This is a genomic window from Mesorhizobium sp. M1D.F.Ca.ET.231.01.1.1, from assembly GCF_003999155.2.
Lineage (GTDB): Bacteria > Pseudomonadota > Alphaproteobacteria > Rhizobiales > Rhizobiaceae > Mesorhizobium.
The window spans coordinates 1-23,305 of sequence record NZ_RZOZ02000003.1 but is presented as its reverse complement, the minus strand read 5'-3'; the positions used below and the strand labels follow the sequence as shown (position 1 = coordinate 23,305).

The window sequence follows — 23,305 nt, the reverse complement described above, 5'->3', positions numbered from 1 at the left end:
CGTGGAGTTCGGGTCAGCTTACGAAGGGCCTAGCCGTTACGGTTTCGCCCGATGTTCCTGCGGATCATGCCGAAATCGGCGCCGCCGGTGCCGAAAGCGGTGATGAAGTAGAGCGCGGCACCCCCGCCGACGAGCGCGAGCAGCGTCGTCGCCTTGATGACCAGCGGCGAGCCGGGTCCGAGTTTTGTGGCGAAGTAGTGCTCGGCGAAGTAAAGCGCGACCGCCATCACCGCCGCCGACAGCACCAGCCTTGGAATGCGTTTCATGAGCGGGACGTCGCGGCCCCAATGGCCTCGCCGGATCAGCATGCCGAGCAGCATCAGCGCGTTGACCCAGCCGGCTATCGCCGACGCGACCGCGATGCCCGGCGCGCCCATCGAGGGAAACAAGGTGAGCGCCGTGGCGACGTTCACACCGACCGAGATGGCGGCGAAGATCATCGGCGTGCGCGTGTCCTCGCGCGCGAAATAGCCGGGCGTGAAGGCCTTGATCAGCACGAAAGCCGGCAGGCCGAGGCCGAAGATCGCCAGGATCGAGGCGACGGTCGGCGTCGAGTGGTTGGCGGCGAAGGCGCCGCGCTCATAGACCAGCCGCACGATCGGCTCCGACATCACCCAGAGCGCCGCCGCCGCCGGCAAGGTCATGAACAGCGTGAACTCGACCGAGCGGTTCTGCAGATTGGCCGCCTCGATCAGATTGCCCGATTTCAGCGCCCGCGACAGTTCCGGCAACAGCACGATCGCCACCGCCACGCCGACGACGCCGAGCGGCAGCTGGTAGATGCGGTCGGCATAGGCCAGCGACGACACGGCGCTGTTCTGCCCAGAGGCGATCGCCGTGCCGATCAGCTGGTTGATCTGGGTGATGCCGCCGGTGATCGCCGCCGGCAGCGCCAGGATCAGCAGCCGCTTGACGTTGGGCGTCATCTTCGGCCGGCGGAAGCCGATCGAGATGCCGGCATGGCGCACTGCCACCCAGACGATGGCGAGCTGCACGATGCCCGCCGCCAGCACGCCCCAGGAGAGCCCGAAGCCGACATCACGCGCGTCCAGCCCGTGATACCAGGCATAGGCGAGCACGCCGATCAGGATGATGTTGAGGAAGGCGGGCGCGATCGCCGCCGCGAAATAGCGGCGCAGCGAGTTCAGCATGCCCGCCATCATGGCGCCGAGCGACATGCAGATCAGATAGGGGAACATGATCGTCGCGAGCCGGACGGTCGTCTCGAACTTGCCCGGGATGTCGGCGAAGCCCGGCGCCACCAGGTAGCGCACGATCAGCGGCATCGCCAGTTCCATCGCGATGGTCAGCGCGAGCAGCGCCGAGAACAGCACGCCGAACACTTCCTCGGAAAAACGCCTGGCGCCGTCGGTGCCGTGCGTCTCGATCTCCTTGGCGAACAGCGGCACGAAGGCGGCGTTGAAGGCGCCCTCGGCGAACAGCCTGCGGAAGGTGTTGGGGAACTGGAAGGCGGCGTTGAAGGCGTCGGCGACCGGCCCGGTGCCGAGAGCGGCCGCCATCAGCATCTCGCGGCCGAAACCCAGCGCGCGGCTCATCAGCGTGCCGGAAGCGACGGTGGCGAATTTCTTGACAAGGCTCATGCGCTGGATGACTGCCTGCGGAATTGCGTCAAATGGATGGTGATGGTCACTCGGCGGCCGCCGCCTTGGCCTTGCCGTTGCGTTCGGGGGCGTTGCCTTCGAGCGTGTCGATCAGCCGCTTGTGGATTGTGGCCGTGCGTGTCGGGCTGTCGATCTTCTGGCCGGTGAGGTCGGTGACGTAGAAGGTGTCGATCACCTTCTCGCCGAAAGTGGTGATGTGGGCCGATGCGATGTCGAGCGAAAGGTCCGACAGCGCGCCGGTGATCTCGGACAGCAGGCCCGGCCGGTCCAGCCCCTCGATCTCGATCACGGAAAAACGGTTCGACAGCGTGTTGCGGATCTCGGCGCGCGGCGGAATGCGGAAGACCTTGGCGCCGCGCTTCGGCTTGGTGCGCTTCTCGATCATCTCCGGCAGCCAGCTCTTTCCGGACAGCACGTCCTCGATCAGCTTGCCGACGCGCTCGGCGCGCCGCCGCTCGTCCTCGTCGCGGTCGAATTCCCGGCCGATCAAGATGGTATCCAGCGCGCGCCCGTCGGAGGTGGTGAAGATCTGCGCGTCGACGATGTTGCCGCCGGCCGCGGCGCAGGCGCCGGCAATCACCGAAAGCAGGCGCGGATGGTCCGGCGCCAGCACCGTGATTTCGGTCACCGCCTCGAACTCGTGCGTCTTCACCATGGTGACGAGCTTCTTGCCGGCTGCGTCCGCCTCGCGGACGAATTCGGCGTGCCGCAACTGGTCGGGCAGGTCGACGGTCAAAAGATAGTTTTCGTAATGCTGCGCGACATAGCGCTTGCGCTCCTTCGCCGGCCAGGCGGAGAGCGCCTCGGCCAGTCGCTCGCGCGCCGCGGAAGTGCGCTCGGCGCGCGAGACTTCGGAGAACCCGCCGGTCAATAGCAGCTCGGTCTCGAAATAGAGCGTGCGCAGCAGCTGCCCTTTCCAGCCGTTCCACACGCCCGGCCCGACGCCCCTGATGTCGCAGACGGTCAGGATCAGGAGCAGCTTCAGCCGCTCGACCGACTGCACGATCGAGGCGAAGTCCTCGATCGTCTTGCGGTCGTTGAGGTCGCGCGTCTGCGCCGTCATCGACATGACGAGATGGTTCTCGACCAGCCAGGCGACCGTCTCGGTGTCGGCGGCTGACAGCCCCATATGCGGGCAGATGCGGCGCGCGATCCTGGCGCCGGCTTCGGAATGGTCTTCCGGCCGGCCCTTGGCGATGTCGTGCAAAAGCACCGCGACATAGAGCGCCTCGCGGCTCTTCTTCAGCCCGGGCATCAGCGAATGGGCCAGCGGATGCACTTTCGCGCCGTCGCCGCGCTCGATCTCGGCCAGCACGCCGATGCAGCGGATGAGATGCTCGTCCACCGTGTAGTGGTGGTACATCGAGAACTGCATCATGGCGACGATCTTGCCGAAGTCCGGGATCAGCCTGCCGAGCAGTCCCGCCTCGTTCATGCGCCTGAGATTGAGCTCGGCATTGCGGTCCGAGGTGAGGATGTCGAGGAACAGCCGGTTGGCCTCCTCGTCGCGCCGCAGCGACTTGTTGACCAGGCCGAGCGAGCGCGTGAGCAGCTTCAGCGCGTCGGGATGGAATTCCAGCCCGTGCTTGTCGGCGAACCAGAACAGCCTGAGCAGGTTGACCGGATCGCGCTCGAACACGCTGTCATCGGCGATGTTGATGCGGTGGTTGTCGACGATGAAGTCGGATGTGCCGGCAAGCTTGCGCTTGCGCCGCGAGAAGGTGAGGAAGATGCGGTTGAAGCCGGGCACGTGCTTGGCCTGCTCTTCCTCCAGCGCGGCGCAGAAGATGCGAGTGAGGTCCCCGACATCCTTGGCGACGAGGAAGTAGTGCTTCATGAAGCGCTCGACCGCCGACAGGCCGGGATGCGTGGTGTAGCCCAGCCGCTCCGCGATCTCGCGCTGGATGTCGAAATGCAGCCGTTCCTCAGCCTTGCCGGTGAGGAAGTGCATGTGGCAGCGGACCGCCCACAGGAAATCTTCCGCCTTCTGGAATTCGCGGTACTCGGCCTCGGTGAAGACGCCTTTCTCGACCAGCTCCTCGCCGGTGCGCACGCGATAGAAATATTTGCCGATCCAGAACAGCGTCTGCAGGTCGCGCAAGCCGCCCTTGCCGTCCTTGACGTTCGGCTCGACCAGATAGCGGCTCTCGCCTGCCTTGGCGTGGCGCTCGTCGCGCTCGGCGAGCTTGGCCTGGACATATTCCGGTCCGGTGGTGCGCACCACCTCATGGTCGAAGCGGGTCAGCAATTCGTCATAGAGCTTCTGTTCGCCCCACAGGAAGCGTGCTTCCAGGATCGAGGTACGGATGGTGATGTCGGTGCGCGACTGCCTCAGGCACTCCTCGATGTTGCGGGTGGCGTGGCCGACCTTCAGCCCCATGTCCCAAAGCATGTAGAGCATGTATTCGACGATCTGCTCGCCCCACGGCGTCTGCTTGTAGGGAAGCAGGAACAACAGGTCGATGTCGGAACCCGGCGCCAGCGTGCCGCGCCCGTAGCCGCCGACCGCGACGACCGCCATGCGCTCGGCCGCGGATCGATTCTTGACCCGGTAGACATGGGTCGCGGCGAAGTCGTAAAGCGCCCTGATCAGCTCGTCCATCAGATGCGACAGCCGCTCGGCGCAGGCATTGCCGCCGCCATCCTCCTTCAGCATCGCTTCCGCGATCGACCGTCCTTCGCCAAGCCCGCCCTTCAGCAGCTGGAGGACGGCCGTGCGAGTAGCCTTGCTGGAGCCGTCGCCGGCGCTCGCCGCGGTCAGCGCCGTCATGTCGCGGCGCAAAGCGTCGCCGTCGATTATTTCGTCGAGTTTCAAGGAGATCTTTGCCATTCGGCGGCGTCTATAGCGTGTTTTCTCAGCGCTGTGTATGGGGCTAGCGGCTGCGTTTGCCATCGCATGGGAGAAGGACGATTTACGGTCGCCCGACCAAACTTCCCAAAAATCCAAACCGGCCCTTGACCTTCCAGTAACTGGAAGGACTACCTCCGCCTCAATTCGAGAATTGCGAGGCATTTTGATCATGAGTCATTCCGACCACAACCACCTTCATGCACATGGCGCATCCTGCTGTTCGGCAAAAAATGCCGCGCCCGCTGCCGAAGCGGTGATTCGCGATCCGGTTTGCGGCATGACGGTCGATCCGGCCGCCGGCAAGCCGACGGCCGAGCATGGCGGCCGGACCTTTCATTTCTGCAGCGAGCGCTGCCGCACGAAGTTCCAGGCCGAGCCGGAAACATATCTGACGGCTACCGATCCCGTCTGCGGCATGAATGTCGACCGCGCGAGCGCGAAGCATTTCATCCGCCACGAAGGGCAGGGCTTCTATTTCTGTTCGGCCGGCTGCAAGGGCAAGTTCGAAGCAGAGCCGGCAAAATATCTTGCCGGCCGGCCCACGCCAGAGCCGGTGCCGAAGGGCACGCAATACACCTGTCCGATGCATCCCGAGATCATCCGGGACAAGCCCGGTTCCTGCCCGATCTGCGGCATGGCGCTGGAGCCGATGGGCGTGCCATCCGGCGACGAGGGTCCGAACCCGGAACTGGTCGATTTCACCCGCCGCTTCTGGGTCAGCGCGGTGCTCTCGCTGCCGCTTCTCGTCATCGCCATGGCGCCGATGCTGGGCGTCAGCTTCGAAAGCTTCATCGACGGCCGCACGAAAACATGGCTGGAACTTGCGCTGGCGAGCCCGGTGGTGCTGTGGGCGGCGTTCCCGTTCTTCCACCGAGGCTGGGACTCGATGCTGAACCGCAGCCCCAACATGTGGACGCTGATCTCGCTCGGCGTCGGCGCCGCCTACCTGTTCAGCCTTGTGGCGACGCTGTTCCCGGATGTCTTCCCGCATCAGTTCCGCGGCCATGACGGCACAGTGCCGGTCTATTTCGAGGCGGCCGCGGTCATCGTCGCGCTGGTGTTCCTCGGCCAGGTGCTGGAACTCAGGGCCCGCGAACGCACGGGCTCAGCCATCCGCGCTTTGCTCGACCTTGCGCCGAAGACGGCGCGGCTGATCGGCGCCGACGGGTCCGAGAAGGACGTGCCGCTCGACAGCGTCAAGACCGGAGACAAGCTCCGCATCCGCCCCGGCGATGCCGTGCCGGTCGACGGTGCCGTGCTCGAGGGCCGCTCGGCGATCGACGAATCGATGATCACCGGCGAACCGCTGCCGGTCGAAAAGTCGGAAGGCGATCCTCTCACCGGCGGCACGCTGAACAAGAACGGCTCGCTGATCATGCGCGCCGAAAAGGTCGGGGCCGAGACCACGCTTTCGCGCATCGTCGAGATGGTCGCCAAGGCGCAGCGTTCGCGCGCCCCCATTCAAGGGTTGGCTGACCGCGTCTCCTTCTATTTCGTCCCGGCTGTCGTGCTGGTGGCGATCGTCGCCTTCATTGCCTGGTCGTTCTTCGGCCCCGAGCCCAGCCTGGCCTTCGCCATCGTCTCGGCCGTGTCGGTGCTGATCATCGCCTGCCCCTGTGCGCTCGGCCTCGCCACGCCGATGTCGATCATGACCGCGACCGGGCGCGGCGCGCATGCCGGCGTGCTGATCAAGGAAGCCGCGGCGCTGGAGCGTTTTGCTTCCGTCGACACGCTGATCGTCGACAAGACCGGCACCTTGACCGAGGGCCGGCCAAGGCTGACCGATGTCGCCGCCGCCGAGGGCATCGCGGAGAATGAATTGCTGGCGCTCGCCGCCGCCCTTGAAAAAGGCTCGGAGCATCCGCTTGCCGAGGCGATCGTCGATGGTGCCGCCGAACGCGGCGTCAAGCTTGCCGATGCCGAAGACTTCGAGGCATTCACCGGCAAGGGCGTCTCCGGCACGGCGTCCGGCAAAAAGGTCGCGCTCGGCAATGCGGCGATGATGGCCGACCTCGGCGTCGATACCGCAGCGGTTTCCGCCAGGGCGGAGGCGTTGCAGGCCGAAGGCAAGACGGCGATGTTCGTTGCCGTCGGCGGCAGGCTCGCCGGCCTCGTCGCCGTCGCCGATCCCGTCAAGGCGACCACGGCCGAAGCAATCAGGGCGCTGCACGACAAGGGCTTGAGGATCATCATGGCGACCGGCGACAACGAGCGCACCGCAAAAGCGATCGCCGGAAGGCTCGGCATCGACGAGGTTCGCGCCGGCCTGCTGCCGGATGAGAAGGGCGCGCTGGTCGACGAACTGCGCGCCAAGGGTGCTGGCGTCGCGATGGCCGGCGACGGCGTCAACGACGCGCCGGCGCTGGCTGGCGCCGATGTCGGCATCGCCATGGGCACCGGCGCCGATGTCGCGGTCGAAAGCGCCGGCATCACGCTGGTCAAGGGCGACCTCAACGGCATCGTCAGGGCCCGCGCGCTGGCCCAGGCGACGATCCGCAACATCCGCCAGAACCTGTTCTTCGCCTTCCTCTACAACGTGCTCGGCGTGCCGGTCGCGGCCGGCGTGCTCTACCCGCTCACCGGCACGCTTCTGTCGCCGATGATCGCGGCGGCGGCGATGAGCCTTTCGTCGGTTTCGGTGATCGGCAACGCGTTGCGGCTCCGGACGTTGAAACTCTGAGCGAAGCTCCCAAATACGACATTCCATTCAACAGGAGATCATGGATGACCTTGGCCAAGAAGATTGTGCTGCTGCTGATGGCGGCGGGAATGCTGCTGGCGGTGTTCCTCGAAAGCGTTCCGGCGCAGTCCGAGGAGATGAAGCACGATATGACCGGCATGGCGATGGGCGCGGACAGCCCCGCCACCGTCGGCTACAAGGCGGCGATGGACAAGATGCACACGGACATGATGCTCAACTATACCGGCAATGCCGATGTCGACTTCGTGCGCGGCATGATCCCGCATCACCAGGGCGCGATCGACATGGCCAAGGTGGTGATCGCCAACGGCAAGGACCCAGAAATCCGCAAGCTCGCGGAAGGCGTCGTCAAGGCGCAGGAAGCCGAGATCAAGGAGATGCAGGACTGGCTTGCCAAGCATCCGGTGAAGTAGTCCCTCCGCGCTGGAATCCGGACAGAAGCGAGGACTTCGGTCTGGATTTTCGGCCATGCCTGTGCTGCGATCCCGATTCACGCGGAGCGAGCCCCCCATGTCTTCCAAGCCGACGTCTTCCAAAACCAAGTCTTCTGAAATCAGAACCACCACTCTGGCATCCGGCGAAGCCGTTCCGGTGCTGGGTCAAGGCACATGGAAGATGGGCGAGGACCGCCGGCGCCGCCCTGACGAGGTCGCGGCATTGAGGCTCGGCCTCGACCTCGGCATCACGCTGATCGATACGGCGGAGATGTATGCCGGCGGCGGGGCCGAGGAGGTGGTGGCGGAAGCGATTGCCGGGCGCCGCGACGAGACTTTCCTGGTTTCCAAGGTGCTGCCGACCAATGCCTCGCGCGCCGGCGTCAAGCGGGCCTGCGAGAACAGTTTGAGGCGGCTCGCCACAGACCGCATCGATCTCTATCTGCTGCACTGGCCGGGCAGCGTGCCGTTGGCCGAAACCGTCGAAGCCTTTGAGGCCCTGAAGGCGGCAGGCAAGATCCGCCACTGGGGCGTCAGCAATTTCGACACCGACGAGATGGAGGAACTGGTCGGCCTGCCCTCCGGCGCCAACGTCCAGACCAACCAGGTCCTCTATAATCTCTCGCGGCGCGGCCCGGAATTCGATCTCGGGCCGTGGAGCTTCGAGCGCGGCATCCCGCTGATGGCCTATTCGCCGGTCGAGCAGGGTGCGCTCGCCCGCAACGCCAGGCTCGACGCGATCGCCGCCCGCCACGACGCGGCGGCCGCGCAGATCGCGCTTGCCTGGGTGATGGCGCAGAAGGGCGTCATCGCCATCCCGAAGGCCAGCCGGCAGGAACACGTTCGTCAGAACGCCGCCGCGCTCGACATCGCTCTGACAGCGGAAGATTTCGCCGATCTCGACCGCGTCTTCCCGCCGCCGACGCGCAAGCGCGGCCTGGAGATGATCTAGCCGAAACCTCACCGCAAAATGTGCGGTTGAAAGAGAGCAAGCGTTGCGACGAATCTCGACCGAGCCGTATCACACGACCTACAAGGTCGGCGACATCAGGGTCACGTCGCTGCGAGACGGCTATGTCGACATGCCGGTCCGGCGACTGCGCCAGCCGGGAGACAAGCCATTAGGCGACGATCTCCCGTCGCAGGTACCGCTCTTCGACGGCGCACTGAGATTGTCGGTGAATGCCTTTGCCATCGACGAGGGCGAAGAGATCACGCTGATCGACACGGGATCCTCAAACGCCTGGCATCCGACGATGGGCTTTCTGCCGCAGGCGCTGAGCGAGGCGAAGATCGCCGCCGATCGGATACGCACGGTCGCCTTCACCCACACCCATCTCGACCATATCCATGGTCTCATCCGTCCGGACGGTGGGGACGGCTTCCCGCAGCTCGCCCGCCTGTTCGTGCCTCGAGCCGAGCTCGACATGTTCCGGTCGCAAGCGAGATTGAGCCGCTTCCATGATCGGGCGCAGCCTTTGGACCCGGGACAGCGCCTGAGCGCGAGGATCGAGGCGATCGCCACCCCGGGTCATGAAGTCGGCCATACCTGCTTTCGTGTCACGAGCGGCGGCGAAACCTTGTTGGCCTGGGGCGATCTTGTGCATGTGCCGTCGCTTCAGTTCGATCGGCCCGAGATCGCGTGGGAATTCGACGCCGACCAGGAACAGGCGCGGGCGACCCGGTTGCGGATATTGGCCCTTGCCGCCGACAACGGCTGGTGCGTTGCAGGAGCGCATCTCGATTCACCGGGCGTCGGCCGGGTTTCCCGAACCGAAACAGCCTTCCGCTTCGAACCTTTGTAGCAACCAAGGCTAGATCTTGGCCGGCGGCCCAAGCCGCATCCGTAGTCGCCGCAATGCTCTCGAAAACACGTCGAGGTCTTTGGCGGCACGGGCAAGTGTCAATGCGCCCTGGATGGCGGCGACGGTTTCCTCGGCCAACTCGCCGGCCTCGTCAAGCCGGCGCCCGGATCGCGCCAGCGCTTCGGCGAGATGCGTGACCCAACGGCCGAAATAGTCTTTTATCTGGCCAGCGAAGAGATCGCGCGATTCCTCCAGCGCAAGAGCGCCGATCAGGCAAACGCGCCGTCCCGAGCGGAAATAGCTGTCCGTCGCCTCGAGCATCCGCTCGATCCCGACCTGCGGATCGGTGCTGTCGCGCAGCGGCGCAAACACGTTGTTCTCGAACCAGCCGTCGATATGGGCGATGACTGCGCTCGCCATCTCTTCCTTGCCTCCGGGAAAGAAGTGATAAAGGCTTCCCTTGCCGAGCCCTGTCGCCGCGCCAATCAAGGCCAGGCTGGCGCCCTCATAGCCATGCTCGCGAAAGACCTCGCCGATCATGGCCAGCAGGCCGTCACGATCGGGCGCGATCCTGCGCATTGGCGCGCTCTACAGCCCGAGCTCGGTCAAGCCGGGATGATCGTCCGGCCGGCGGCCGAGCGGCCAGTGATATTTGCGCTCGCTCTCGGTGATCGGCAGGTCGTTGATGCTCGCCACACGCCGCCGCATCAGCCCGGCTTCGTCGAACTCCCAGTTCTCGTTGCCGTAGGAGCGGAACCAATGGCCGCTGTCGTCATGCCATTCATAGGCGAAGCGCACCGCGATGCGGTTTCCGTTCCAGGTCCAGACTTCCTTGATCAGGCGATAATCCAGCTCGCGCGCCCACTTGCGCCTCAGGAAGCCGACGACCTCGCCGCGGCCGACAATGAATTCGGCCCGGTTCCGCCAGACGCTATCCTCGGTATAGGCAAGCGAAACCCGTTCCGGGTCGCGGCTGTTCCAGGCATCTTCCGCGAGCCGCGCCTTTTGCGCTGCTGTTGCGGCCGTGAAGGGCGGCAATGGCGGACGGCTCATCGGGATCTCCTGGCTTCGCTCGTTTGCCGGGATATTGTACCGATCGGTACAATAAGTCAACAAGGACAGATGCTATTGCCTTGCCGCCACACCCTTCAGCCGGTAGAGCGCCTCCAGCGCCTCGCGCGGCGTCATCTCGTCCGGATTGATCGCGCCGAGCGCTTCGCCCACCGCATCGCTTTTCACTGGCTTCGGCGCTTCGCGCTTCACCGCCACCGAAAACAGCGGCAGGTCGTCGACCAGCCGGTTGGTCTTGCCCGAGACTTCGCCCTCCTCAAGCTGGTGCAGAACTTCCTTGGCGCGCGCCACCACCGCTTCCGGCAGGCCGGCGAGTCGCGCCACCTGCACGCCGTAGGAGCGATCTGCCGCGCCCTTGCCGACCTCGTGCAGGAAGACGACGTCGCCTTCCCACTCCTTGACCCGCATGGTGACGTTGTGGAGCCGGGGCAATTTGCCGGCCAGCACCGTCATCTCGTGGAAATGCGTGGCGAAGATCGCGCGGCAGCGGTTCTTCTCGTGCAGGTATTCCACCGCCGCCCAGGCGATCGACAACCCGTCGAAGGTCGCGGTGCCGCGGCCGATCTCGTCGAGGATGACCAGCGCCCGCTCGCCGGCCTGGTTGAGGATCGCCGCCGTCTCGACCATCTCGACCATGAAGGTCGAGCGGCCGCGCGCCAGGTCGTCCGAGGCGCCGACGCGCGAAAACAGGCGGTCGACGATGCCGATATGGGCGCTTTCGGCCGGCACGAAGGAGCCGGTCTGGGCCAGGATGGCGATCAAGGCGTTTTGCCGCAGGAAGGTCGACTTACCGCCCATATTGGGGCCGGTGAGCAGCCAGATCGCGCCGGCCTTGGCGCCGCCTTCGGGCGAAAGGTTGCAGTCGTTGGCGACGAACGGGCCCTCGCCAGAGCGCCTCAGCGCCTGTTCGACCACAGGATGGCGCCCTCCGGAAATCTCGAAGGCCAGGCTGGAATCGACCGCCGGCCGGCACCAGCCCTCGCTTTCGGAAAGCAGCGCCAGCGCGGACGACACGTCGAGCACGGCAAGCGCCTCGGCGCCGGCGCGGATGCTGTCGGCCTCACCGACGACCTCCGCCGTCAGCCGGTCGAAGGCGGCGAGCTCGATGCTCAGCGCCTTGTCGGCGGCGTTGGCGATCTTCGATTCCAGCTCCGCCAGTTCCGTCGTGGTGAAGCGCATGGCGTTGGCCATGGTCTGGCGGTGGATGAAGCGCGCCTTCGCCGCGTCGCTCCCAGTCATGACGGCGTGGTGGTTCGCCGTCACCTCGATATAGTAGCCGAGCACGTTGTTGTGCCGGATCTTCAGCGAGCGGATGCCGGTCTCCTCGATCAGCGAGCGCTCCAGCCCGGCGATCACTTTTCGCGACTCGTCCCGCAACGCCCGCATCTCGTCGAGCTCGGCATGATAGCTCGACCGCACGAAGCCGCCGTCGCGCTTGATGAGCGGCAACTCGTCGTCGAGCGCCTCGCTGAGGTGGCGCGCGAGCGCTTCGGGCAAAGCATTGATCGCCGTTAGCGCGGCGGCCAGTTCGGCCGGCAGCACCGTCGTCGCGAACAGAGCCGCGATGGCGCCGGCTGCCTCGAAGCCGGCGCGCAGCGCGCCGAGGTCGCGCGGGCCGCCGCGGTTGAGCGCCAGCCTGGACAGCGCCCTCGGCATGTCGGCGACGCTCTTCAGACTTGCCCGCAATCCTTGGCAAAGCCGCGTCTCGGCACGAAAGAACGACACCGAATCCAGCCTTGCGGAGATCGCCGCCGGATCGGTCAGCGGCGCCATCAGCCGGTCGGCGAGCAGTCTCGCCCCGCCTCCGGTCACCGTGCGGTCGATCGCCTTGAACAGCGAGCCCTCGCGGTTGCCGGAAAGTGTGCGCAACAGTTCCAGGTTGGCGCGCGTCGCCGGGTCGATGAACAGCGTCGAGCCGCTTTCCTCGCGCTCGGGCCGCGACAGCGGCGGGCGCTCCGCCTTCTGCGTCTTCTCGACATAGGCGATCGCGCCCGAGATCGCCGACAGCTCGGCGCGCGAGAAAGCGCCGAAGCTGTCCGGCGTCGCCACCTCGAAGAAACGGGCGATGTGGCCCGTCGCCGATGCCGAATCGAACAGCGGAGGCGGCTGCGGGCTGGCGACCCGGCCAAGCACGTCGAACACCGGCCGCAATTCCGGGTCGTGGAAGACCGGCTCGGCGACGATCAACTCGCGCGGATCGACGCGGAAGATGTCGGCGAGCAGCCGCTCCGCCGTCGTCTCGGCGACCCGGAACGCGCCGGTCGAAATGTCGATCCAGGCGAGGGCGAAAATGCCCTGGCCGGCCGCATTGCCTCCCTTCACCCTGCCCAGCGCCATCAGGAAGCTCGATTCCGACGGCGCGAGCAGCTTGTCCTCGGTGATGGTGCCGGGCGTGACCAGCCGCACCACGTCGCGGCGCACCACCGATTTCGAGCCACGTTTCTTGGCCTCGGCCGGGTCCTCGATCTGCTCGCACACGGCAACGCGAAAACCTTGCGCGATCAGCTTCTGCAGATAGTCGTCCGCCGCATGCACCGGCACGCCGCACATCGGAATGTCGTGGCCCTGGTGCTTGCCGCGCCGGGTGAGCACGATGCCGAGCGCCTGGCTGGCCTTTTCGGCGTCGTCGAAGAACAGCTCGTAGAAATCGCCCATGCGGTAGAAGAGCAGCGAATCCGGGTTCGCCGCCTTGATCTCGATATACTGCTCCATCATCGGCGTGACGCCGCCCGTGGCTGGCGCCGGCGTCGTCGTTTCCTGAGCGTCGGGATCGGTCGGCATGTGCATGTTCATGCCGGAACGCTAGCAGATGTGACAGGAGGGTTTAATGCCGGGCGCTCGAAAAGCAGGGGAAACCGCGAGCCATGCTGCCAGTCGCCTGCCAACCGAGCCTCGGCACTGCCTGGGCCTGCGCGCGCATTGAGGCAGCTTCGCCCGGCTTGTCGGTTTACAGCGGCCGCGTGTAGCCTTAATCCGTGAGAACCATAAGCAAGCACCCGTCCCAAGCGGTGCCGCAAGGCGAGGAAATCAAAAGCATCATGGCCAGGAAAACCGAAAGCAGCGGGCCCTCCGTCAGCGCGCAGGAAGCGCTCGAATTCCACGCCATGGGGCGGCCGGGCAAGCTGGAGATCGTCGCCACCAAGCCGATGGCCACCCAGCGCGACCTCAGCCTCGCCTATTCGCCGGGCGTCGCCGTTCCGGTGCGCGCCATCGCCGAGGACCCGAGCCGCGCCTTCGACTATACCGCGCGCGGCAACATGGTCGCCGTCATCTCCAACGGCACCGCCATCCTCGGCCTCGGCAATCTCGGCGCGCTGGCCTCGAAGCCGGTGATGGAAGGCAAGGCGGTGCTGTTCAAGCGCTTCGCCGATGTCGATTCCATCGATCTCGAGGTGGCGACGGAGGATGCCGACGAGTTCATCAACTGCGTGCGCTTCCTCGGCCCCTCCTTCGGCGGCATCAACCTCGAGGACATCAAGGCGCCGGAATGCTTCATCATCGAGCAGCGCCTGCGCGAGCTGATGGACATCCCGGTCTTCCATGACGACCAGCACGGCACCGCCATCATCTCGTCCGCCGGGCTGATCAACGCGCTGGAGATCACCGGCCGCGACATGAAGACCACGAAGATGGTCTGCAACGGCGCGGGCGCGGCCGGCATCGCCTGCATCGAATTGATGAAGGCGATGGGTTTTTCGCCGGAAAACATCACCCTGTGCGACACCAAGGGCGTGGTCTTCCAGGGTCGCACCGAAGGCATGAACCAGTGGAAGTCGGCGCACGCGGTCAAGACCGAGGCGCGCAGCCTCGCCGAGGCGCTTGACGGCGCCGACGTCTTCCTCGGCCTTTCCGCCAAGGGCGCGCTGACCCCCGCCATGGTGCAGTCGATGGCCAAGAACCCGATCATCTTCGCCATGGCCAATCCCGATCCGGAAATCACGCCCGAGGAAGTGGGCGAGATCCGCACTGATGCCATCATGGCGACCGGCCGCTCGGATTACCCGAACCAGGTCAACAATGTTCTCGGCTTCCCCTATATCTTCCGCGGCGCGCTGGATGTCCGGGCCACCACCATCAATGACGAGATGAAAATCGCAGCCGCCCAGGCGCTCGCCGCGCTGGCGCGCCAGGACGTGCCGGACGACGTCGCCGCCGCCTATCAGGGCAACCGGCCGAAATTCGGCCCCAACTACATCATCCCGGTGCCGTTCGATCCGCGCCTGATCTCGGCAATCCCGCTCGCGGTGGCCAAGGCCGCGATGGACTCCGGCGTTGCCCGCAAGCCGATCCTCGACCTCGACCGCTACGCACAGGAGCTTTCGGCGCGCCGCGATCCGATCGCGTCCACGCTGCAGCGCATCTACGACCGCGTCCGCCGCCAGCCCAAGCGCATCGTCTTCGCCGAGGGCGAGGAGGAGCAGGTGATGCGCGCTGCCGTCTCCTATGTGAACCAGAAGCTCGGCACCGCGATCCTTCTCGGGCGCGACGACGTCATCAAGGAGAACGCCAGGAACGCCGGCATCGACTTGAACAAGCAGGGCCTCGAGATCATCAATGCCCGGCTGTCGCGCCGCAACGCGATCTATACCGACTATCTCTACGAGCGAATGCAGCGGAAGGGTTTCCTGTTCCGCGACTGCCAGCGCCTGATCAACAACGACCGCAACCATTTCGCCGCCTGCATGGTGGCGCTGGGCGACGCCGACGGCATCGTCACCGGCGTAACCCGCAACTATTCGACCGCTCTCGACGACATCCGCCGCGTCATCGACGCCAAGCCGGGTCACCGCGTCATCGGCGCCTCGATCGTGCTGGCAAGGGGCCGCACCGTGATGATCGCCGACACCGCCGTGCACGACATGCCCAATGCCGAGCAGATCGCCGACATCGCCGAGGAGGCCGCCGGCTTTGCCCGCCGCATGGGCTATGAACCCAGGCTCGCAATGCTTGCCTATTCCACCTTCGGCCATCCGCAGGGCGAGCGTTCGGAGCGGATACAGGAGGCGGTGCGCATCCTCGACAAGCGCCGCGTCGACTTCGAATATGATGGCGAGATGGCGGCCGACGTGGCGCTGAACCCCCGCGCCATGGCGCAATATCCGTTCATCAGGCTCACCGGCCCGGCCAATGTGCTGGTGATGCCGGCGTTCCACTCGGCCTCGATCTCGACCAAGATGCTGCAGGAACTCGGCGGCTCGACCGTCATCGGCCCGCTGCTGGTCGGCCTCAACAAGCCGGTGCAGATTGTCTCGCTCAACGCCAAGGATTCAGACATCGTCAATATGGCCGCGATTGCGGCCTATACGGCGGGGAATTGACGAGCCGAAAGGCTCGCTGCAAACGCTGTAGGTCAGCAACCAACAAAAAGGCCCGCGGCGATGCCGCGGGCCTTTCCGTTGGATGTGGAGTTCGATCAGAACGAGCGCTGGAAGCGGACGATGCCGCCGACGCTGTTTTTCTTGTCGGCCTTGGTCCAGTCGACGACATTGGTGTCGCCGAGCCCATCGTCAAACCTGCCAAAGTGGGCGTAGTCGACTTCGGTCGTGATCGTGAAGCCCGGAACGATCGTGTAGGCGATGTTCGCCGCCAACGCATAGTTCTTGTCGTCGTCGGCCGACGCCTGGACGTTGAACGCCGCCTTCTCGTTGAACTTGTAGGTGCCGCCGCCCCAGACAGCCCAGTTGCCGCCCCACGGCTTGTAGAAGCCGCGACCGTGAGCATTGATGGCGTTACCCGCGTCGCGGAAGTTATCGTCGGTACCGTAGCCGCCCATGATGAACAGTGTCAGCTCCTTGGTGACATTGACATCCAGGCGAACCTTGCCAGCCACTTCTTCATAGTTGCTGTCATAGGCGACCACACCGGTGACCGCGCCCCAGTCGCCCTTGTACTTCAGGCCGCCGACCACATGAGGAACGTAGCTGTCGATCGTGCCGGCGATAGAGCCCGGACCCGTGCCGGTTACGAGGCCCGTGACGTCCGAGCCTTCTTCGAGCGAGATCACGCCCGAGAAGCCGCTGCCGGCGTCGAAGTAGTAGCTGACGACATTGGTGTCCTTGATGCCGTACGGGATGATCGTGTCCTGGATGACGTTGCCCGCATAGCCGATGAACTGGTCGTAAGGCGTTTCGTCCTTACCGACGCGAAGGCCGCCGAGCTGGATCCAGGCGAAGCTCAGCTTGGGAGTAGACGTGGGGCCGCCATTCGAGAAGTCAAATTTGGTCTCGGTATAGGTCTTCAACGTGCCGAGTTCGGTTTCCTGGCCGGTCCAGGTCTTCAGGGTGAAGCGGGCGTTCTTCTTCCAGCTGTTCTGCGCGTCGCCGTCCTGGACGTCGGTGGTCTTGCGCCCGTCGAACGAGCCGACGTCGCCGAAGCCGATGTCGTAGCGGACATAGCCGCCGATGCGCAGGCAGGTCTCGGTGCCGGGGATGTAGAAGTAACCCGCGCCATAGACGTCGCAGATCTTGACGTATTCGGCCGGTTCCGGCTCGGCGACGGTGACCGCGTCGGCGGCGCGGGCGCCCGAAACTGCGATCAGGGCCGCAGCGGAGCCGAGTAGAAGGCTCTTGATGTTCATTTTCTTGAATCTCCAGTCAAAGGTTCAAGACAGGCCTGGCAGCCATCCGGCTTTTGCCACCCCCGTCCCCATCGTTGAAAAAGTCGCGCAACAGCGCCGCTTCTTCGCCCTCGACATGGCCTAATCGGCGGTCGTTCACAACAGAGATTATGTCTTAAAAGCGGCGTTTGGGCGCTTATAAAAGTCTTGTTGCGCAAATGTCACGTCACATATTTGAAAGAATGGCACATATTACACAATATGCACGTTATAGACGAGATTTTGACTTTATAAATGTGCCGAATGTGCCAATATTACAATTTTATGACGCCAAAGATAGTCGGCTAATATCTTGAACAAACTACGCTGCAGGGCGAGAAGGCGCATTGGAAAATGAGGATCAGGACAAGCCGCGCGCGGCGCGCACCACATCCTCGATCATGTCCTCGCGGAGCATTTCGATGGGGGTGCGGCCGTCCAGTTCGGGGCAGGGCCGAATGAGCCAGAACCAGGCCAGCCTCGGACTGGTGATCACCGCCAGCACGTCGCCTATGCCCGGAGCCGGCCTGCCGTCGACGAACTGCGCCAGCGGAAAGACGTGTTTGCGGCCGCCCTTGCGCAGCGCGACGACCTCGCCCCGCCTTTGCCAGCGATGCAGGGTCGAGCGGGGGATGCGGAATTTCTCTTCGAGATAGGTCGAGCCCGCAACCTCGCCGGCCCAGTCTTCGATGAGCATCGACTGGAGTTCGGAGGCTCGCCCGGCCAAAGGCCGGGAGGCAGACTTGGCAAATCCTATGGCCGGGCTTTCGTCCGCGCTGTCTGCGCCGGCCTGGTCGGCACCTGCGATCTTTTCCGCCATCGCGCGGAAAAGCTCGGACGTCAGCTCCGTCCAGCCGCCTTTGAGGGAGGTGATTGCGAGCCGCTGCACCTGCGGCAGGAAGGGAAGGGCGGCGGCAACGCTGCCGGCAATCGCGCTGGCGGAAACCAGGGCCTCCGCGTCCAGCAGCACGCCATGCTGCATCAAAGCCTGCTGGACCGCCTCGGCCACCAGCCCGGCTAAGGCATCCTGCGAAATTCCTTCAGGCGGGTTCTGAAATCTGGTCATGCATCTGTCTTGCGCGCCGCGCTCTCCTCCTCAGCCGCGGCGGTTCTTGAGCGGCTATAACGGAAAGCGGCAATCGCAATGACGACAGACGCAGCGACCGGACAGGTTGCTGTCTTGCATGTGACACCCCAACTGCTGCCGACGTCCCGAAATGTCAGTCGCGAAACGCCCACTATGCCTGTAGGAGCGATCTATGACAGCGGCGCGACAGACGGCCTCATTTGGCGTCCGGTTGCGGTGACGCAGCGGAACTAAAGCAGCCCTGCCTGTTCCGCCTCGCGGCGCAGATTCTGGCGCGGCCGCGGGCCGATCTGCTGGATCACCAGCCCGGCCGCCAGCGAGCCGAGGTCGCCGCAATCCTGGAGGCTGCGGCCGCTCGTATAGCCGTAGAGGAAGCCGGCGGCATAGAGATCGCCGGCGCCGGTGGTGTCGACCAGTTCGCTGATCGTCGTCGCCTGAATAGTGACGGTCTCGTCGCCACGCACGATCACCGAGCCCTTTTCCGAGCGGGTGACGGCGGCGATCTTGCAATCCTCGCGGATCGCCGCCAGCGCTTCCTCGAAGGAAGCGGTCTGGTAGAGCGACTTGATCTCGTGGCTGTTGGCGAAGACGATGTCGACCGTGCCCGACCGCATCAGCTCGAGGAACTCGTCGCGGTAGCGGTCGACGCAGAAGGAGTCCGACAGCGTCATCGAGACTTCGCGGCCGGCGGCGTGCGCCAGCCTCGCCGTCTGCCGGATGGCTTCCTTGGCGCGCGGCGGGTCCCACAGATAGCCCTCGAAATAGGTGACCTTGGACCCGGCGGCCTTGTCGGCCTCGACGTCCTCCGGCCCGAGCTCGACGCAGGCGCCGAGATAGGTGTTCATCGAGCGCTCGCCGTCCGGCGTGACGAAGATCATCGAGCGCGCCGTCGGCGGCTCGCCCTTGAGCGGCTTGGTGTCGAAGGCCACGCCCTGGGCATGGATATCGTGGGTGTAGATCGCGCCGAGCGGGTCGTTGGACACCTTGCCGAAAAAGGCGGCGCGGCCGCCGAAGCTCGCCACGCCCGCCGCCGTGTTGCCGGCGCTGCCGCCAGAAGCCTCGATCGCCGGCCCCATGCGGCTGTAGAGCAGCTCCGCGCGCCGGGTGTCGATGAGGTTCATCGCGCCCTTGATGATGCCGTTGGTTTCGAGAAAGGCCTCGTCGCACTGGGCGATGATGTCGACAATGGCATTGCCGATGCAAAGCACGTCATATTCCGGCATCAATGTCTCCGCCAACGAGCCGCCGGCTTTCTGCCATGCCGGCCGGGCGCGGGTCTAGCGGCTCACGGCCGCTTTGCCTACCCCGAAAATCGGCGCCGACTTGCGTCGTGCCGATCGTGGCCGGGAATGTTCGCCGGCTGCGGCAGTGTTCGTGTCCAACTGGCCCACAACAGTCGCGCTGCTGACGGCTATGGTTTCACCGTCATAGAAACGTTTCTGCCGCGCCGTGGGCTAGGACCGGTGCGTTTCCCGCAACAGGCTGAAGGCACGAACCAACGAATGTTCGAAAAGACCGGGATGACGAGCGAACTGGCGCTGCTTGGCCTGCTGGCGGTGTTGTGGGGCGCCTCCTACACCTTCATCAAGATCGGCGTCGAGACGATCCCGCCGGTGACCTTCATCGCCGCACGCACGCTTGTCGCCGGCGGCATCCTGCTTGGCCTCATCCGCTGGCGCGGCCTTGCCATGCCGTGGGATGTGGTCACCTGGCGCCGCTTCATGTTCCAGGCCTGCCTGAACAGCGTCATCCCGTTCACGCTGATCGCCGCCGCCGAACGTTCGATCGACGCCGGCCTTGCCACCATCCTCAACGCGACGTCGCCGATCTTCACCTTCCTGCTGACGGCGCTGATCACCCGCCACGAGCCGGTGACGATGCGCAAGCTGGCCGGCGTCGGCGCCGGCATTGCCGGCATCTGCCTCATCGTCGGCACCGAGGCTCTTGGCGGCATCGGCCATGAGCTCCGGGCGCAGCTCGCGGTCGTGGCCGCCACCGTCTGCTATGCCGGCGCCGCCATCTTTGGCCGAAACTTCAGAGGCCTGGACCCCATGGTTCCGGCCGCCGGCTCGATGATCTGCGGCGCCACGATCCTGATACCGTTGAGCCTCGTCTTCGACCGGCCCTGGACATTGACGCCGTCGACGGCGTCGATCCTGGCCCTGTTCGGGCTTTCGGTGTTCTCGACGGCGCTCGCCTTCTCGATCTTCTTCCGGCTCATCCACACGCTGGGCTCGGTCGGCACCACCTCGCAGGCCTATCTGCGCGTGCCGATCGGCGTCGGCATCGGCGCCGTCTTCCTGGGCGAGAGCCTGGGGCCGACCGCCTGGCTCGGCATGGCCTTGGTCGTGGCCGGCGTCGCGGCCATGACGATTCCTGCGAGGCAGGCCAGGCTTGCGCGGTAGTTGCACCGGGGGGCGACCCTGCCTATGTCGGAAGCGTCTTTCTCGATGAGGGGTTGAAGACGCCGTGATTCTTGACGCAGCCCGCGCCGCCGCCAGCCAGCTGTTCTCGCCCGAATTCCGCTCCGTCTTCGTAAAGACGCTCGGGCTCACCGTGTTGGCGCTGGTGGCGCTTTGGTTAGGCATCGAGAGCCTGCTCGAATGGCTGGCCTGGCCGTGGCTGCAGACGCTTGTTCCGGGGCTACCCTCCTGGGCCGGATGGCTGGGCGGCATCGTTGCCGGCATCCTTCTGGCGGTGGGGATGGCGCTGCTTATCGCGCCGGTGACAGCGATCATCGCCGGCTTGTTCCTCGACGACGTCGCCGAGGTGGTCGAGCGCACTGACTATCCTGACGATCCGCCCGGCCGCGCCGTGCCGGCGCTGCATTCTCTGGTGCTGGCGACAAAGTTCTTCGGCGTCGTCATCCTCGGCAACATCGTTGCCCTGCTTCTGCTCCTGGTGCCGGGCATCAACATCGCCGCCTTCTTCATCGTCAACGGCTACCTGCTTGGGCGCGAGTTCTTCGAATTCGCCGCCATGCGCTTCCGTCCCGAGGCTGGAGCCAAGGCGCTTCGCCGCAAATATGCCGGCACGGTGTTCCTGGCCGGGCTGGTCATCGCCGCCTTCCTTGCCGTGCCGCTGCTCAACCTTCTGACGCCGCTTTTCGCCGCCGCCATGCTGGTGCATCTGCACAAGGCGGTGTCCGCGCGCGAAGCGGCGCGGCCTTAAGCATCATTCGCTGGTGTCGCGGAACAGCGCCTGCAGCTTGCCGAACGGCATCGCCGTGCGGGTGAAGCCGAAGGTGCCGTCCTGCTGGATCTCGCGCGCCGCCGTTTCCAGCATGCCATAGGCGAAATTCGTCAGCCATGGCCCGAGCGAGATGCGTTTGACGCCGGCATTGGCAAGGTCGGCGACGGTGAAGCCCGGCCGCGCCATGATGTTGACGGGCTTGCCCACCGCCGAGCAGACCGTCCGCACGGTTTCCACATCGCTCAGGCCCGGTGCATAGAGCACGTCCGCGCCGGCCTTCTCGAAGGCCTGCAGCCGCTTGATCGTGTCGTCGAGATCGGTCTTGCCCCAGAGGAAATTCTCGGCCCGCGCGGTGAAGATGAAATCGCGCTTGAGCGCGCGAGCCGCCTCGACGGCCGCGGCGACGCGCTCGACCGCATGGGAGAACTCGTAGATCGGATTTTCAGCGTCGCCGGTATGGTCCTCTATCGAGCAGCCGGCAAGGCCGGCGGCCTCGGCCGCGAAGATGGTTTCGGCCGCCTGCTCGGGGCTGTCGCCCTTGCCACGCTCGAGATCGGCCGAAACCGGCAGGTCTGTCGCCGCCGTCACCTCGCGGCAATGGTGGATCATTGCCTCGAAGGTCACGGCGCCGTCAGGCAGGCCGCGCGAGAAGGCGAAGCCGGCGCTGGTCGTGGCCAACGCCTTGAAGCCGAAGGATGAAAGAAGCTTGGTCGTGCCGATATCCCAGGGATTGGGCATGACGAAGGTGGAAGTGTGCAGATCGCGAAAAATCTTGCCCTTGTCCATGGCGGGTCCTCAATCGAGATCGGGGTTGTGAGAAGAATTTACCGCGCGGGCCGGGGCCGGGCAAATGAATGCGTTTGGTTCAGAAGCGTTTCTCGTTTTCTGCTGACAATTTCTCGAAGGCGTCGGAATTCTTGACGTAGCGCGACTTGGCCTTGTCCCAACGGTAGGTGACGGAAATGTCATGAGAGGTGGCCTTTGGCGGCGCCTCGCCGCAGCTTTCCTCGCTCGGCACCGTCGCGTCCGTCACCGTGACCTTGATGGGCGCATAGGGCTTGTGGCCGCCAAGGCTCCGGAAGGCCAGGTTTTGCGTGCGCCGGTAGGCGCAATAGTTTTCGTCGAACGTATAGATCTCGTCGATCAGGTGAAAGCGGTCGTGGCGGACCATGATCAGCATCGTGCCGGCATAGCCCTGGTTCGAGTTGAAATGCGTGCTCATGGTGACGATGGCATCGTCGCCGGCGGCGATCGAAACCTTGCCGGGTTCGCGAAAGGAGGTGCTCCTGTCGACGGCGACATTCACCGCGTCGAGCAGCCTCGGCTTGCCAGTCAGATCGTAGAGAGCCAGAACGGCAAAGCCCTCGGCGCTGTCGGAGCCGTAGCCGAGATCGTAGAGCATCGCCAACCGGTCCTTGCCGGCGGCCCTGATGGCCAGCACTTCGGCATTGGACAGGCTGGTAGTCGCAGGCGGCGAGGCGCCATCGTCGCCAGCGGAGATATGGCGCATCTCGATCGGCACGGTGCCGTCGTAGAAGCCGTTCTTGTCGGGCCTCAGATCGGGAATGACCATCCTGGCGAGGTCAAGATAGGTAACGTCCTGATGGCCAGGAACGGTATTGTTCAGCTCGGGAAAGCTGGTGGCGTCCGCGAGTGCCGTCGCGCACAGCCACGGCAGCAGCAGCCAGGCAAGGCCAATTCGAAACAGGCTGGAAATCATGGCGAGCCCCCTCTCGGGCATAGGCGCTAAGATAGGGATTGCGGCGCGGAATCGATTGTGATTCTACGCTGGGATGACACACGAATCGCTTGTTGATGATGGCTGGGCCGAGACGATTGAGCTTCTCGGCGGGGAAGAGTTGATCGCAGGAAGTGCTCGCGAGACGAAGGCGTTCCTGCGCCCGCGCGGCATCAGATCGGCGAGCGACCTGTTGCGCCTGACACTGG

The 23,305-nt window shown here is 65.0% G+C and carries 18 protein-coding genes; 8 read left to right on the top strand and 10 right to left on the bottom strand.

Features of this window, described 5'->3' with window-relative positions; genetic code table 11:
- Positions 1–29: 29 nt before the first annotated feature.
- Both murJ and EN874_RS09585 read right to left on the bottom strand, forming a co-directional pair.
- Positions 30–1,601, bottom strand: coding sequence for a murein biosynthesis integral membrane protein MurJ (murJ, locus tag EN874_RS09590; RefSeq protein ID WP_127424565.1), 1,572 nt, complete (start codon positions 1,599–1,601; stop codon positions 30–32).
- A gap of 46 nt (positions 1,602–1,647) precedes the next feature.
- Complete coding sequence (locus EN874_RS09585) at positions 1,648–4,452, bottom strand: [protein-PII] uridylyltransferase (RefSeq protein WP_127424564.1); 2,805 nt, start codon at positions 4,450–4,452, stop codon at positions 1,648–1,650.
- A gap of 190 nt (positions 4,453–4,642) precedes the next feature.
- On the opposite strand from EN874_RS09585, the gene EN874_RS09580 reads away from it, so the two are divergent.
- The 4 genes from EN874_RS09580 to EN874_RS09565 all read left to right on the top strand — a co-directional run bounded on the left by EN874_RS09580 (position 4,643) and on the right by EN874_RS09565 (position 9,413).
- Entirely contained in the window at positions 4,643–7,153 is a 2,511-nt protein-coding gene (locus EN874_RS09580) for a heavy metal translocating P-type ATPase (protein WP_127424563.1), read from the top strand.
- Positions 7,154–7,197: 44 nt separating this feature from the next.
- On the top strand, positions 7,198–7,587 hold the full coding sequence (locus tag EN874_RS09575; RefSeq protein WP_127424562.1) for a DUF305 domain-containing protein: 390 nt from the start codon (positions 7,198–7,200) through the stop codon (positions 7,585–7,587).
- 97 nt (positions 7,588–7,684) lie between these two features.
- Positions 7,685–8,560 carry an aldo/keto reductase gene (locus EN874_RS09570; protein ID WP_127424561.1) on the top strand — a complete coding sequence of 292 codons (876 nt, stop codon included), beginning with the start codon at positions 7,685–7,687 and terminating at the stop codon, positions 8,558–8,560.
- 43 nt (positions 8,561–8,603) lie between these two features.
- Positions 8,604–9,413, top strand: a complete 810-nt coding sequence (locus tag EN874_RS09565; protein ID WP_127424560.1) for an MBL fold metallo-hydrolase — start codon at positions 8,604–8,606, stop codon at positions 9,411–9,413.
- A 9-nt stretch (positions 9,414–9,422) separates the two neighbouring features.
- Here the strand turns inward: EN874_RS09565 and EN874_RS09560 are convergent, their stop codons facing one another.
- The 3 genes from EN874_RS09560 to mutS form a co-directional block, all read right to left on the bottom strand.
- Positions 9,423–9,992, bottom strand: a complete 570-nt coding sequence (locus EN874_RS09560) for a TetR/AcrR family transcriptional regulator (protein ID WP_127424559.1) — start codon at positions 9,990–9,992, stop codon at positions 9,423–9,425.
- Positions 9,993–10,001: 9 nt separating this feature from the next.
- A complete protein-coding gene (locus tag EN874_RS09555; protein WP_168247449.1) occupies positions 10,002–10,466 on the bottom strand; it encodes a nuclear transport factor 2 family protein in 465 nt (154 codons plus the stop codon).
- A gap of 72 nt (positions 10,467–10,538) precedes the next feature.
- The gene (gene mutS / locus EN874_RS09550; RefSeq protein ID WP_245513549.1) at positions 10,539–13,265 is read right to left on the bottom strand and encodes a DNA mismatch repair protein MutS; all 2,727 of its coding nucleotides are present in this window, start codon (positions 13,263–13,265) and stop codon (positions 10,539–10,541) included.
- Positions 13,266–13,522: 257 nt separating this feature from the next.
- Here mutS and EN874_RS09545 point away from each other — a divergent pair, with 257 nt between their 5' ends.
- A complete protein-coding gene (locus tag EN874_RS09545; RefSeq protein ID WP_127424557.1) occupies positions 13,523–15,802 on the top strand; it encodes an NADP-dependent malic enzyme in 2,280 nt (759 codons plus the stop codon).
- Between the two features lie 95 nt (positions 15,803–15,897).
- On the opposite strand, the gene EN874_RS09540 is transcribed toward EN874_RS09545, so the two are convergent.
- Complete coding sequence (locus EN874_RS09540) at positions 15,898–17,061, bottom strand: porin (protein ID WP_127424556.1); 1,164 nt, start codon at positions 17,059–17,061, stop codon at positions 15,898–15,900.
- Here EN874_RS09540 and EN874_RS34810 point away from each other — a divergent pair.
- Positions 17,054–17,185, top strand: coding sequence for a hypothetical protein (locus EN874_RS34810; protein WP_281061408.1), 132 nt, complete (start codon positions 17,054–17,056; stop codon positions 17,183–17,185). The two genes, EN874_RS09540 and EN874_RS34810, sit on opposite strands and share 8 nt — an antisense overlap.
- 255 nt (positions 17,186–17,440) lie before the next feature.
- Here the strand turns inward: EN874_RS34810 and EN874_RS09535 are convergent, their stop codons facing one another.
- Positions 17,441–18,088 carry a hypothetical protein gene (locus EN874_RS09535; RefSeq protein ID WP_348631725.1) on the bottom strand — a complete coding sequence of 216 codons (648 nt, stop codon included), beginning with the start codon at positions 18,086–18,088 and terminating at the stop codon, positions 17,441–17,443.
- A 308-nt stretch (positions 18,089–18,396) separates the two neighbouring features.
- Positions 18,397–19,389, bottom strand: coding sequence for an adenosine kinase (locus tag EN874_RS09530; protein WP_127424554.1), 993 nt, complete (start codon positions 19,387–19,389; stop codon positions 18,397–18,399).
- Between the two features lie 279 nt (positions 19,390–19,668).
- Here EN874_RS09530 and EN874_RS09525 point away from each other — a divergent pair, with 279 nt between their 5' ends.
- Positions 19,669–20,571, top strand: a complete 903-nt coding sequence (locus tag EN874_RS09525) for an EamA family transporter (RefSeq protein ID WP_127424553.1) — start codon at positions 19,669–19,671, stop codon at positions 20,569–20,571.
- A gap of 64 nt (positions 20,572–20,635) precedes the next feature.
- Positions 20,636–21,337, top strand: a complete 702-nt coding sequence (locus EN874_RS09520) for a sulfate transporter family protein (RefSeq protein WP_127424552.1) — start codon at positions 20,636–20,638, stop codon at positions 21,335–21,337.
- Positions 21,338–21,340: 3 nt separating this feature from the next.
- Here the strand turns inward: EN874_RS09520 and EN874_RS09515 are convergent, their stop codons facing one another.
- Positions 21,341–22,144, bottom strand: a complete 804-nt coding sequence (locus tag EN874_RS09515) for an oxaloacetate decarboxylase (RefSeq protein ID WP_127424551.1) — start codon at positions 22,142–22,144, stop codon at positions 21,341–21,343.
- Between the two features lie 79 nt (positions 22,145–22,223).
- Entirely contained in the window at positions 22,224–23,078 is an 855-nt protein-coding gene (locus EN874_RS09510; RefSeq protein WP_127424550.1) for a hypothetical protein, read from the bottom strand.
- Between the last annotated feature and the right edge of the window lie 227 nt (positions 23,079–23,305).